Consider the following 12,966-nt stretch of genomic DNA (forward strand, 5'->3'; position numbering starts at 1 on the left):
CCCGAACGTCGAGGCAGGAGGAAGTCCAACCAGAGCCCCGCATCGACGGGCACCGTGGAGCACAAGGCTTCGAACCATCTCACCGGCGATATGCTCCGTCTCGCTGTACGCCGGGTGACGATCCAACGCCGCCTGAATGGTGTGCGTATGGCACTCCACCTCGTCACGGATGGCCTCTGCCACCGCGTGCAGACCGTCCAGTTCATCGACACACAGCTCACCCATCGCGAAATACTATTCGAGCAGATGCTACATGTCCAGGGGGGTGCCCCAGATCAGGGCCTCAAGGAGGGACTGACTTTCGGCCAGAGTTTCGGCTTGTGGGGCCGCGAGTGACCCGGGGCGCATGTGATACTACGGCTGTCGTTCTCGCTGGGGGTGCGGTGTGGTCGGCGCATTGCCGCGTCGGGGTTGGGGGAGTGTCGCGGTGGCTGGCTCGTTGGTGCGTGGGTTGTGGTTGGCGGTGTCGGTGGCGTTGATCACTGGGTTGGGTGTCGCGTCGCCGGCTCGGGCGGATGACCCGGAGGACACGCCGCCGGCGGCCGATGTGGTGGTGCGGCCGGATTGGGTCTCAGCGTCGGTGACTGCGCGCGCGTCGGGTGTGCGGGTGGAGGTGTTGTCGGAGCGTTCGGAGACCACGCAGGTGTTCGTGAACGCGGATGGCACTGTGGTGGAGGAGACGGCGTTCGCGCCGGTGCGGTTCCGCGACGAGGCGGGCTCGGAGGGGTGGCGTGAGATCGACACCACTCTGGTCGCGGCGGGGGATGGGTCTGTGTCGCGGTGTCGCTGGATATGACTGGGCAGGCGCAGGCATGGTCGGCCACCACCGCGTCAACGGTGGGGATGATGCTGCGGGCGGATTCGGAGACTGATTCGACGTATTGGAAGAGGTTCCATTCGTCGGAGGGCTCGTATAAGCCGGTGGTGTCGGTGTCGTATAGCCGGGTTCCGGATGTGCCGGTGGCGCCGTCGGTGGCGGGCCTGACCAGCGCGACCACGTCTGCTGGGGTGAAGGGGTTTGTGGGGGTGAAGCGGCCGGTGGTGTGGGTGCCGGTCAAGGATCCGGATGCCGATACGGTCACGGCAGTGTTCCACCGGTTCACCTCCGCTTCGGCGACCACGGGCGGGGTGGAGGTGTGTCGGGGTTCGGCGGCCAGCGGTGGCACGGTGTCGTGCACCCCGACCACGGATCTGCCGGGAAACACCACGGTGTGGATTCGGGGCACGGCGTACGACGGCAGGTCCTGGTCCGCGTGGGGGCCGGCGGTGGAGGTGAGGACCGCGTTCGCGACCCCCCTGACCCCGACCATCGCGTGTGTCAGCGGGGACGGGTCCTGGTCCGAGACCGTCCGAGCGTCGGAGTCGTGCACGATCACCGCACGCTTCGACGCCGGGAATGCGGTCTCTGCGCCGACGAGTGTGTGGTTCCGGGTTGATGGTGGGTCGTGGCAGAGCGTGTCGTTGACCCAGATCACCGCTAACACGCTGGCCAAGACGGTCACTGTTGGGGGTACGGCGGGTGGGCATCGGGTGGAGGCGTACGCGAAGTCCCCGGGCGGGATCGCCTCAGCGACAGCGTCGTACGGGTTCGGGTATGGGGCGCCGTCGTTGACGGCCCCGGCCTCGACGGTGACCACCCACGGGGCGGTGACCGTGACCGGGGTGGGGGCGCCGAAGGCCGGCGCGGTGTCGGTGACCGGGGCGGTGCAGTGGCGCCGCCAGGGCACCACCGCCTGGCAGGACACGGCGGCCACCGTCACCGCGGGTGCTACGGAATCCACATTGTTGGGGTCGTTTGATACGGATGCGGTGTTGGCGGCGGATCCGAGTCTGCCGACGCGCACCTCTGTGGTGTTCGAGGTCCGCGCGAAGTTCCTCTATGGCTCGACCGCGGTGTTCACGGGGAGCCGGGAGGTGGTGCGGGTCCCGCACGCGTTCGGGGCCGGGTTCCCGGTCACCGAGGTGACGGGCGGTCAGGTGGCGTTGTGGACCGGGGAACTGCAAACCTCAGCTACCGATGCGGAGGTGGCGACCCCGGGGGGCGGGTTGTCGATATCGCGAACGCATTCAACGTTCGCCGGCGACCCCAGCATCGCCCAGGGCGTGTTCGGGCCCGGGTGGACCGCGTCGCTGGATGGTGGCCCGTCGGGGGTGTCCCACATGGAGTTGGTCGACAACACCCGTGTTGATGGCACCTTGGTGCTGGTCGACGCAGATGGCGGCGTGCTGCCGTTCGCCCAAGACGACGCCACGGTGCGCACGTCGGCGACGATCCCGACGGGTGTGTATGGGCCGGTGGGGCCCGACGCGGAAGCCTCCGACCTCACCCTGCACGTCACCGGCACGGGGATCGCCCTGACTGTCACGGCCCGTGATGGGGATGGGATCGAGACGGTGTTCAAGGTCCGGACCGCGGCCACCGGCTCGTCGGATGCGGAGTTGATCGTCGATGGCGTTACCGATGCGGTGACGGGGGAGAAGACCTCGTATCGCTATGACGCGGCGGGTAGGGTGTCGGCGATCATCGCCCCGAATCCGGATGGTGTCACCGCTGCCTGCACCCCGGGCACCCTCGTGGATGGCTGCCGCCTGCTGAGGCTGGACTACGCCACCGCCACCGGCGGCGGGGACTACACCGGCCGGTTGAAGACCGTGACCGCGCAGATCAACCAAGAGACGCGCCAACTGACGTCGTTCACCTACGACACGCTGGGTCGGCTGATCTCGCAGACCGACACCGTCACCGGGTTGACCACCGCCTACACCTGGGAGGGCACCTCGAGTCGGTTGGCGTCGGTGACCCCACCCGGCCAGGCGCCGATCAGCTACCTATACAACAACGATGACGGGAAGCTGGTGAAGGTGACTCGCCCGGTGCCCGCCACGGCGGGAGGCGGGACCGCGCAACTGGCCTCGATCTTGTATCAGGTCGCGCCGTCCGGGATCGGAGGGCTGGATCTGTCCCAGTTCAACGGCTACCAGCTTCCCCGCGCCGCGAGCATCGGGTTTGCGGTGTTCGGACCTGACACGCTGATCACCACCCTCCCTGACAAGGAGGATGAGCGGTGGCGGCGCGCGGATGTGTGGCTCACCGACGATCAGGGCTACACCATTCATCAGGGCCGCTACGGTGCCGGGCGATGGCAGTTGACCGCCAACGTGTATGACGCCTCCGACAACGTGATCCACTCGTGGGACACCCGCGCCACCGCCGCGATCCGCAACGGTGACATCGTTGATGTTGCGGCGGCCGCTACGACGACGGTGTTCAACCCCGACCCGATCTTGGCCGCCGATGGTGTCACCGTCGCGGTCCCGGCCCGGACGAGGGTCACCGATGTGTTGACGCCGGCGGCGATGATCCGCGCTACCGGAGCTGCCACGGCGGAGATGCTGCGCCGCCATGTGGCGACCGTCTACGATCAGGGCGCCCCCACCCCGGGGTTGTCGCTGCCGACCACCGTGACCATCACCGCCGAACGACCCGGTGGGGTAGTGGCCGAGACGTTGTCGACCACGTTCACCGGCTACGACAAAACCGAAACCGCCGATGCGAAGTCGGGGTGGGATCTACGCCAAGCCACGTCGGTGACCCTCGACATGAACAACAACGGCAGCGTCGACGGGTCTGATGTTCGTCGGGTGACCCGCTACGACCAGCGTGGCCGGGTCATCGAACAACGCCAACCCGGCGCTGCTTCCACGGATCCGGGGACCAGGCGGACCGTGTACTGGACCGCCGGCACCAACCCGGTCGACGGGGCGTGCGGAAACAAGCCGACCTGGGCCGGGTACATCTGCAGCGAAGGCCCCGCCTCCGGCACACTCCTGCCGGTGACTCGCTACTCGAACTATCTGTGGCACGGCGCCGCCGCCACCGAGGCTGAGACCTCGGGGGCGGTGACCCGCACCACCACCACCAGCTTCAACGCCCAAGCCCGGCCGGTCACTGTTTCTACTGCGGTGACGGGATTGTCGGGGTCCGCCCCGGTGCCGGCGGTGACCACCGCCTACGACGCCTACGGCCAGGTGACCAGCACCACCTCGACGGCTGGTGTGGCTGCCTACACGTATGACTCGTGGGGTCGGCAGTTGACCTACACGATCACCCCACCCGCAGGCAGCCCGGAGACCACCACCAGCACCTACAACGCGCTCGGGGACCTGGTCACCATCACCACCCCGAAATCGACCACCAGCTACACCTACGACGGCCTCGACGCCAACGGCGCCGAAGAGTATCGCGGCCTGTTGACCCGCACCGTCACCACCCCAACCGGGGGTCAGGCGTGGACGGCGTCAGCGGCCTACGACGCACACGGCGCGGTCACCCGCGAAGTCCTGCCCGGACAGATCCGGCGTGACACGCTCTATGACCTGACCGGGGAACTGGTCTCCCAGCAATACTTCGGCCCCGTCACCGACCCCGACACCAGCACCACCGAGGTGTTGCCGTGGCTCGGATGGAGCATCGAAGCCGACGCCGCCGGACGCATCGTCCACGAATGGAACCCCGACGGCGCCGCCCACACCGGCCAGCTCGACGGCCCCGCGGCGGTCAAGGCCGACCTCACCTACACCTACGACCCCGCCGGACGCCTCACCGCCGTCACAGACCACACCGACGCCTCCTGCACGCTGCGGACCTACGGCTTCGACCTCAAAGGCAACCGCACCAGCCAAGGCAGCGGCACCAACGGCGACGGGACCTGCCCCACGACCGCCACGAGCAGCGTGTCGCGGGCCTACGACGCGGCTGACCGGCCTGTCACCGCCGCCGATGGGCAAGGCACCTACGTCTACGACGAGCTCGGCCGGCAAACCGCCATTCCTGCGGTTGATGCGCCCACCCCGGCAGGTGGGAACATCACACTCGGGTACTACGACGACGACACGGCCAAGACCATCACCCAAGCCGACACCACGCTGGCCTACAGCCTGGACGTCGCCGGCCGCCGGGACACCCAAACCACCACCGTCAACGCCGCCACCACATCGGTGGTCACGAATCACTACACCGACACATCCGACAGTCCGGGCTGGATCACCACCCTCACAGCAGGGGCGACCGCCACCACGGTGTTCGCCGACCTCGTCGGCTCCGACCTCAGCCTGTCGCTGATCACCGACACCACCGGCCAGCGCGGGGAGTTGGCGCTGACCACCCCACGCGGCGACATCGCCGCCACCACCACCCTCACCACCTCAGGAACGGCGGCATCAGGGATCGACTCCTACACCCGCTACACCGAATACGGCCAACCCGACACCCCACAACCCCAAGCCACCACCGGCGCAGCAGGCAACGGCTACGGCTGGCTCGGCGCCAAACAACGCACCACCACCACCATCGGCCTCCTCCTCATGGGAGCCCGCCTCTACAACACCGCCACAGGCCTGTTCACCAGCCTCGACCCCGTCTACGGCGGCAACGACACCCCATACGTCTATCCCAACGACCCCATCAACAAACAAGACGTAACCGGCAGGCGGGGTGAATGGGTCAAACGGACCGCGAGAGCGGTCAAAGCCTTCGGGGCGTGGTACAACACCTCGCGGGCAGGAAAGGCTATTCAATTTGCATGCTCGCTCGTGCGCGTCAGTTGGGTTGGTGCAGGCTGCCTTGCTGTGGGCACCGTGGCGAATGTCGCTCATTACGGCTGGCGGAAGGGCATCAAGAAGACTGGGCTAGAGCTTCTGGGGAACAAGGTCGGAGGCGTCGTCGGTAAGTCGGTGTATCGCGGGTTCCGCAAAGGCTACATAGCGGCTCGGGCGGAGTACAGCGTGAATCGGGCGCAGGCTCTAGGGATTCACCGATGGGGTAGCTACCATAACAGGTGGAATCGACGGATATTCTCAGGGGTCGCGAACACGGCCATGTCGGCGTCCAGCTACCTAGTTTCTGGGTGGTACTCGTGAGGCGGTCTTGGCCACGTCCCGAGCTGATCGTTGGAGAACCGCAGCCCTCTTCAATGCACTCCATTCAAGTTCGACCAGCACTCCTAATCAGCGGGCAGGGGCTCGCTCTCGGCGCTGTGCCGACGCTGCTTGCTGTGGCTTGCCCTGTCCTTCTAGTCGCTGATTGGGATTGGGGCATTTTCGGCGCATGGTTGCTGGGGGTCATGGTTGCGGTAGCCACGGGGTTTCCGTTTGCGGTGTTTTGTGGGCGGCGAGGGATCTGGCGGTTGAGTGGTTTTGTTTCGTGGGCTCGGATCCGGGGAGCAGGGCAGGCTCGAACCTTCAATGTAGCGACGGATCGATATGAGGACGGTAATCTGGTTCCAGTCTTGGCTGTTACCGCTGGGAATGGGATGAAATGGATGGTCCTTCGTGAGTTGCGGACTCGTGGAAGCGAGCGAGGTCGCCGTCGTGCTACCCATGTAGTCAGCGTTCTGCTGCAGGGTGGTGCACGCCACATGGAGTTGCCTGCATCTGTGCAACCATGGCTCCTCTGAACCGCCCCGGGTCCTACATCTGCAGCGAAGGCCCCGCCTCCCAACCCTCCGGCGTAGCGCTGCCGGTCACGCGGACCTCGAACTATCTGTGGCACGGCGCCCCGGCCACCGAAACTGAGACCTCCGGGGCGGTGGCCCGCACCGCCACCACCAGCTTCAACCCGCAGGCCAGGCCGGTCACCGTCACCACCGCGGTGACGGGATTGCCGGGGTCCACCCCGGTGCCGGCGGTGACCACTGGGCTGTGTCAAGTTTCGTGGACAGGTGTTTTGTTGGTCAGGCCGCGGCTGCGGTCTGATGGTGACGGGCGGCGGCGTGGACCGCGGCTGGGGTTTGGTAGTCGAGGGTGGAGTGGCGGCGGCGTCGGTTGTAGAACACCTCGATGTACTGCATGACGTGGAGCCTGGCTTGCGCTCGGGTCGCGAACCGGTGCCGGTAGTACATCTCGTTCTTCAGCATCGAGAACCACGACTCGGCGACCGCGTTGTCGTGACACGATCCGGTCCGCCCGACCGACAGCTGCACCCCGAACTGGCCGGCCAGGGCGGCGTAGTCGGCGGAGGTGTACTGAGATCCGCGGTCGGAGTGGAACACCGCCCCGGGGGCGAGGTGTCCGTGGGTGTGGGCCATCCGCAGAGCGGCGCTGATCAGTTCGGTGCGCATGTGCTCCGCCATCGCCCAGCCGACCACCATCCGGGAGTGGAGATCGATCACGGTGGCCAGGTAGAGCCATCCCTCACCGGTGCGCAGGTACGTGATGTCACCGACCAGCTTCGACCCTGCCGTGTCGGAGGTGAAGTCGCGTTTGACCAGGTCAGGGCGCTGTTCAGCATCATCGGCGGGGATCGTGGTGCGTTTCTTCGTCCGGGGCTGGATGCCGGCGATCCCGGCCTGACGCATGATCGAGCGCACCATCCCCGCCGAGGCCGGCACCCCGTCGGCTGTCAGGTCAGCCAGCACCCGCCGATGCCCGTTGACGCCGTTGGAGGCGGCGTGGCTCTCGATCACCGCCGCGGTCACTTCCGCCCGCCGGGTCGCCGCCGGGCCAGGGGTGTCGCCTCGCTTCGCCCACGCGTAGTACCCGGCCCGTGACACGTCCAACAGTCGGGTCATCAACTCGACGGTGTGGGTGGCCTTCTCCGCGTGGATCAGCGTGAACTTGTCGGTCACGGTTGCGTCCTTGCGAAGAAGGCCGCTGCTTTTTTCAGGAACGCGTTCTCCTCCGACAAACGACGAACTTCGGCCTCAAGCGCGGCGAGGCGGGCCGCCTCGACCGGCGGCGGGGCCTTGACCGGGTCGGGGTGCTGTTTCCGGTAGAGCTTGACCCAGTAGCCCAGCGAGCTTTCGTTGATCTCCAACTCCCGCGCGACCTGCGCGATCGGCCGCTGCGCGACCACCACGAGCTGGACCGCGTCAGCCTTGAACTCCGGGGTGAACTTCCTGCGTTTCGATGACATCTCGTCTCGTCGTTCCTTCCTGGTAACGACTGTCCACAAGAAGTGTCACAACCCCAGCCTGAGACAAATGGGTGTTGCGACCAGGGTGAAGAGGTATCGCGCGCCCAAGTATTACATCGGATTATCCAGAGAATCCGATGTAATAACCGAGTAGAGTCCAGGCATGGCCACCCGACGCCGACAGCCACTCGTCACCCGCGACGACGTGCCGCTGCCGCCGTACGAGTGGAGCCACGACCGCTCCGGGTCGAAGTCGGCGTGGGGTGTGAACCTGCCGATCTCGGAGCGCCACGATCTGCAGCTGATGGCCCAGCGCGGCACCGCCGGCCGCTGGACCTGGACGCTCACCATCTACCGCACCGGCAGCACCGACCAGGTGACCCGCATCGCCTGTGGCGTCCAGCCCACCCTGACAGCCGCCAAACCGGCTGCCGAGGCCGCTGCCCGCATCTGGCTCGCCGACCAACTCGAGCTACCCGACGAGTCGCATGTCTGATAGCCAGCCAGGGGCCCTGCACAGTGCGGCTGGTGGTCTGGTCGCGGTTGATCAGCAGGCGGGGATGTTGCTGCCGGAGGACCTGTCGTTGGATGCGGCCGAGGCCGCGTTCGCCTCGGCCTCCCGGGCGTCGTCGACGTTGCGTGGATACCGCTCCGACTGGACCGAGTTCGTCACCTGGTGCCGCGACAACCATCACACGGCGTTGCCCGCCACCGACATCGCGATCTCCCGCTACATCTCGGTGCTGGCAACCGCCGGGGCGAAGGTCGGCACGATCAGCCGGCGTCTGTCGACGATCCGGTTCGCCCACAAGGTCCGTAACCATCCCGACCCCACCCAGACCGCGCGCGTGATCGCAGTGTGGGAAGGGATCCGCCGACAGCTCGGGGCTCCCCCGGACCAGGCCCGCCCCCTCATGCCCCCACTCCTCCTCGACGTCGTTGATGCTTGCCCGGCGATGACGAAATGGAAGACCCGCGACGATGAGCCCTCGCTCAGCGGGATCCGGGACCGGGTACTCCTGCTGGTCGGGTTCGTGTCCGCGCTGCGCGCCTCCGAACTCGCCGCCCTCGAGGTTGATCAGATCAAACCCCACGAACGGGGGCTGGTGATCGAGCTCACCCGCTCCAAAACCAACCAGACCGGAGACCTTGAGCTCGTGGTCCTCCCCTGGGGTGCCCGCCAGGACTACTGCCCCGTCACCGCGCTACGCCACTGGCTCACCGTCGCCGGCATCACCGAAGGCCTGGTGTTCCGGTCCGTCTCCAAAGGCAACCGGGTCAGCGCCCGTGGCCTCACCCCCGACGGCCTGTCTCGGCTGATCACCCAGGCAGTCACCCGGGCCGGTCTCGACGCCACCGGCTTCTCGGCGCATTCCCTTCGGGCGGGGTTCGTCACCTACGCCGCGAAACGCGGCGCCACCTCCCTGCAGATCGCCAGACAGACCCGGCACAAGGACCTGGCCTCCATCGGCATCTACACCCGCATCGAAGACGCCTGGGAAGAGAACGCCGCCACCCAACTCCCTCTCTGAAGAGGTCGGCGGGCTTGGCCTCGAATCGTCCCCGGGTCCGGCCGGAGGCCTCCCTGGACACTCCCCCGCTTCACTCTCATGCCGAGAAGCGAGCTTTCGCGCGACGCTCACGGACCCTTGTCTAGCCTTGCCCCATGCAGATCCTGGGAGATAGGACCCGACAATTGCCGGCGCCGCCGCACGTCGTGTTCACCTCCCTGACACACCCAGGCCTTCCCTGTGCGCGTCCCTGGTTGGTGCTCCTGGACGACGAGGTGCCACCCGTCATCCTCAGCAGTCACGAGCCGCACCGTGTCCAGTGGAGCTCCCTGTGGCCCTCGCGGCCCAACGACCTCGTGGACCTCGAGCTCAGCCCCAAGGACGGTGGCACGCTGCTGCGGTTCATCCTGTCGACGCCCGACGAGGAACCCGACGCCAGCAAGCTCGGACACATGCGGAGACGACGACACCACCTGCTGTTCGCTGACCTCCGCTTCTCCTACGGCCAGTGACGCACTCAACTGCCGCGCCTTGCGAGAGTGCGAGTCGGCTCTGGGTTGCGATGCGCATGCGTGCCGCCGCTTTGTCATACACGGATCACTAGGGCGTGTCTCCTTATGCGTGAAGCCAGAGGGTGATCGCGCGTAGGACAACGCCTCCTCGGTAGATGGCTGCGTGTTTGTCGTATCGGGTAGCGATGCCGCGCCATTGCTTGTGGTCGTTGAAGGAGCGCTCCACGACGTTGCGGTTCTTGTAGGTGACCTTGTCGAACGCTGGAGGGCGTCCGCCTGCGGACCCGCGGCGTTGCCGGTGTCCGATCTCGTCGGCCCGCTGCGGGATCACGGCGGTGATGCGTTTGCTGCGCAGCAGCGTCCGGTTGCCGCGACCGGAGTAGGCCTTATCGCCCAGCACCGCCTCAGGGCGGGTGCGTGGTCGGCCTGGCCCGGGCCGTTTGACAGCGAGGACCAGACCTATGGCGGGGGAGAGGCCGACGCAATGGCTAGGCTCATGCTTCAGGTCCTCGGCGCGTTCGCGGAGTTCGAGCGCAACCTCATCAAGGAGCGTCAGGCCGAAGGGATCCGGCTGGCTAAAGCCGCAGGCAGGTACAAAGGCCGAGCGCCGAAGCTCACGGCCGAGCAGCTGAACACGGCTCAGGAGAAGATCGCGGCCGGGGTGTCAAAAGCACGGGTCGCCCGCGACCTCGCTGTCGACAGGTCCACTCTCTATCGCGCACTCCAGCGTTCTCAGGCGAGTCACAAAAGCGACGCCTCCGTGTCACGAAACTTGGCTGCGAAGGAGGAGCAGGGTGAGGCTGGCGATCGCTGATCCGCCGTATTTGGGCCGCGCTGACCGCTGGTACGGCTCGGGACGCGGACATGGAAAAGGGCTCGGCCGAGCTGTCAACGCCGGCCCAATTCTGACCCCCCTGTGCTGATTGAAAATTGACCCCTCTCGGCGTGTTTCTTATTGGTTGGCTACTTGTTTTGCTGGTTGATGCTGTCGCGGTGTCCGCGGGTTCGGTAGGAGTCGCCGTCCAGGGCGATGACGTGGGCGTGGTGGACGAGGCGGTCGATGGTGGCGGCGGCGACGACGTCGTCGCCGAGGGTTTCGCCCCAGCGGCTGAAGGGCAGGTTCGAGGTCACGATGATGGAGCCGGTCTCGTAGCGGGAGGCGACGAGCTGGAAGAATAACGCCGCCGCGGCCGCGTCCAGCGGTAGGTATCCGACTTCGTCGATGATGAGTAGTCGGTAGCGGTTCAGCCGTCGGAGTTCGCGCTCGAGGCTGCCTTTGGCGTGGGCTTGGGCCAGCCGGTGGATCCAGCCGGTCGCGGAGTCGAACAACACCGGGTAGGACGCTTCGGCGGCCTTGATGCCCAAGGCGATCGCCAGGTGGGTCTTGCCTGTGCCGGGTGGCCCGAGCAGGACCACGTTCTCCCGTTTCGCGATGAAGGTGCAGGTCCCCAGGTGCGCGATCACGTCCCTGGTGACGGCGGGGATGTGATCGAAGGTGAAGTCCTGCATGGTCTTGACCTGTGGGAAGTGGGCTGCTGAGATCCTCATCCTGGTGCCGTTGGCGGTGCGGGATGCGACCTGCCTGCCCAGGACAGCGGCGAGGTATTCCTCGTGGGACCAGCCGGCTTGGCGGGCTTGGTCGCCCAGGGTTGTGAAGGTCTCGGTGATCACCGGGGTCTTCAGTTCCCGCGCCAGGAACGCGATCTCGGCTGCGATGTTCTTTCCGGTGGTCATCAGGCCACCTCCTTCACCGACTGCGCGGGGGCAGCCTTCAGGTTGAACAGTGCGTCGTAGTCACTCAGCGGCCGCAGCCCTACTTGCTGGCTTGGCTCCGCCCTTCCGGGCGTCGGGGTGGTGCGGGACTGGAAGGCTGCGCGCAGCTGTTTGGCGGCCGCGACATGGGTGGGGTCGGTGATGGTGCGTCGCAGGTCCCAGCAACGCTCGTGCAGGGCCACCACAGTCCCGGCGCAGCGGACAGTGACGTGTTCCAGGCTGCAGGTGATGTCGACGAACCTGCCGATCATCGTCGGGTCCACGGAGTAGTCGTTGCCCATCACCCGGACGTAGTAGTCCCTGCCCAGCCTGATCCGGTCGCTGAACCCCACCGCGGGTGGCACTGGCGGCAGCGCGGTCATCGCTGCCACTTCGGCTGCCAACCGTGCCGCGGGAGCAGCGCCGGTGCGGCGCAGCAGCCGCTGGTTAGCCCGCGGCAGCCAAGCTCCGAGTTGAGTGTTGAACTCGGCCGGGGATCCGAACTCGCGGCCCGGGAGGAACGAGGTCTGCAAGAAGCCGTTGGCGCGTTCCACCACCCCCTTGGCCTCCGGGTCTCTGGGTCTGGTCTGGTAGATCTGGGTTCCCAACGTCCCTGCGAACGCTCGTGCCGCAACGGTGAGGCGGCGGTGTTGACCGATACCGGCCTCGTTGTCCCAGACCAGCGTCTTCGGAACTCCTCCGAAGCTGCCCGACAGCAGCTGCCACATCCCTGCCAGCAGATCACCGGTAGTGCGGGAAGGCAGCAACACCGCGGCGATGAACCCCGACCATGCCGCGACCATCGTCAGTACCGGCGGCGCGGTCCACACATCCGCAGCCACCCGCACGACCTTGGGCGGGAACCACAGATCACACTGCACGACCTCCCCAGGCCGGTACTCGGTCCGATCGGCCGGATCCGACGGCGCGAACAACGGCCGCAGCTCGGCGACTTTGGCCCGCAGTACCGACGGCGACCGGGTCCACCCGATCCGCTCCGCGATCACCGTGGCCGGCATCGTCGGCGTCTTCGACAGCAACGCCCGGATCTGCGGCTCGAACTCATCGACCACCGACCCCGCCGGGACACGCTCATACTTCGGGGGCCCATCGGAGGACAACGCCGCCCGGACCGTGTTCCTCGCCACCCCCAACTGGCGCGCGATCGCCTTGATCGCCATCTTCTCCGACTTATGAAGCCGTCTGATCTCGGCCCAATCCTCCACGCTGATCACTCCCTCACTCTGACCGAGGGGGTCAACTTTCGCTCGGCACCTGG

At 66.7% G+C, this 12,966-nt stretch carries 10 protein-coding genes and 1 pseudogene; 7 read left to right on the forward strand and 4 right to left on the reverse strand.

What is annotated here, in order from left to right; genetic code table 11:
• The first annotated feature begins 54 nt into the window (after positions 1–54).
• From RPIT_RS02215 to RPIT_RS02225, 3 genes are all read left to right on the forward strand, one after another.
• A complete protein-coding gene (locus RPIT_RS02215; protein WP_157633321.1) occupies positions 55–336 on the forward strand; it encodes a hypothetical protein in 282 nt (93 codons plus the stop codon).
• 133 nt (positions 337–469) lie between these two features.
• Complete coding sequence (locus RPIT_RS02220) at positions 470–796, forward strand: hypothetical protein (protein WP_143028154.1); 327 nt, start codon at positions 470–472, stop codon at positions 794–796.
• Between the two features lie 128 nt (positions 797–924).
• A complete protein-coding gene (locus RPIT_RS02225; protein WP_143028155.1) occupies positions 925–5,919 on the forward strand; it encodes a DUF6531 domain-containing protein in 4,995 nt (1,664 codons plus the stop codon).
• Positions 5,920–6,731: 812 nt separating this feature from the next.
• Here RPIT_RS02225 and RPIT_RS02230 read toward each other — a convergent pair.
• Positions 6,732–7,912 (reverse strand): IS3 family transposase gene (locus tag RPIT_RS02230; RefSeq protein WP_093664621.1). Its coding sequence is split into 2 segments (ribosomal slippage): positions 6,732–7,651 and positions 7,651–7,912, totalling 1,182 coding nucleotides; the frame shifts between segments, so codons are not numbered across the junction.
• A 163-nt stretch (positions 7,913–8,075) separates the two neighbouring features.
• Between RPIT_RS02230 and RPIT_RS02235 the strand changes: the two genes are divergently transcribed.
• From RPIT_RS02235 to RPIT_RS02245, 3 genes are all read left to right on the forward strand, one after another.
• Positions 8,076–8,408 carry a hypothetical protein gene (locus RPIT_RS02235; RefSeq protein WP_077340194.1) on the forward strand — a complete coding sequence of 111 codons (333 nt, stop codon included), beginning with the start codon at positions 8,076–8,078 and terminating at the stop codon, positions 8,406–8,408.
• Positions 8,401–9,444 carry a site-specific integrase gene (locus RPIT_RS02240; RefSeq protein ID WP_077340196.1) on the forward strand — a complete coding sequence of 348 codons (1,044 nt, stop codon included), beginning with the start codon at positions 8,401–8,403 and terminating at the stop codon, positions 9,442–9,444. Before RPIT_RS02235 ends, RPIT_RS02240 begins: the two co-directional genes overlap by 8 nt.
• A 134-nt stretch (positions 9,445–9,578) precedes the next feature.
• Positions 9,579–9,935: an SRPBCC family protein gene (locus RPIT_RS02245; RefSeq protein ID WP_077340198.1), complete on the forward strand. Its 357-nt coding sequence runs from the start codon at positions 9,579–9,581 to the stop codon at positions 9,933–9,935.
• Between the two features lie 103 nt (positions 9,936–10,038).
• Here the strand turns inward: RPIT_RS02245 and RPIT_RS15185 are convergent.
• Positions 10,039–10,335 (reverse strand): annotated as a pseudogene (locus tag RPIT_RS15185) (transposase); the annotation flags it as partial.
• 84 nt (positions 10,336–10,419) lie between these two features.
• Between RPIT_RS15185 and RPIT_RS15190 the strand changes: the two are divergent.
• Positions 10,420–10,749: a recombinase family protein gene (locus RPIT_RS15190; RefSeq protein ID WP_162274470.1), complete on the forward strand. Its 330-nt coding sequence runs from the start codon at positions 10,420–10,422 to the stop codon at positions 10,747–10,749.
• A gap of 149 nt (positions 10,750–10,898) precedes the next feature.
• Here the strand turns inward: RPIT_RS15190 and istB are convergent, their stop codons facing one another.
• Both istB and istA read right to left on the reverse strand, forming a co-directional pair.
• Positions 10,899–11,669 (reverse strand): IS21-like element helper ATPase IstB, encoded by a 771-nt coding sequence (gene istB, locus RPIT_RS02255; RefSeq protein ID WP_077340202.1) that lies wholly within the window; start codon positions 11,667–11,669, stop codon positions 10,899–10,901.
• Complete coding sequence (gene istA, locus RPIT_RS02260; RefSeq protein WP_077340204.1) at positions 11,669–12,922, reverse strand: IS21 family transposase; 1,254 nt, start codon at positions 12,920–12,922, stop codon at positions 11,669–11,671. Before istA ends, istB begins: the two co-directional genes overlap by 1 nt.
• Positions 12,923–12,966: the final 44 nt, after the last annotated feature.

This window comes from Tessaracoccus flavus (genome assembly GCF_001997295.1).
Taxonomy (GTDB): domain Bacteria; phylum Actinomycetota; class Actinomycetes; order Propionibacteriales; family Propionibacteriaceae; genus Arachnia; species Arachnia flava.

Excerpts from the sequence above, each read along its gene's own strand:
- RPIT_RS02240 (WP_077340196.1), top strand. The coding sequence starts at position 8,401 with ATGTCTGATAGCCAGCCAGGGGCCCTGCACAGTGCGGCTGGTGGTCTG.
- istB (WP_077340202.1), bottom strand. The coding sequence starts at position 11,669 with ATGACCACCGGAAAGAACATCGCAGCCGAGATCGCGTTCCTGGCGCGG.
- RPIT_RS15190 (WP_162274470.1), top strand. The coding sequence starts at position 10,420 with ATGGCTAGGCTCATGCTTCAGGTCCTCGGCGCGTTCGCGGAGTTCGAG.
- RPIT_RS02245 (WP_077340198.1), top strand. The coding sequence starts at position 9,579 with ATGCAGATCCTGGGAGATAGGACCCGACAATTGCCGGCGCCGCCGCAC.
- RPIT_RS02235 (WP_077340194.1), top strand. The coding sequence starts at position 8,076 with ATGGCCACCCGACGCCGACAGCCACTCGTCACCCGCGACGACGTGCCG.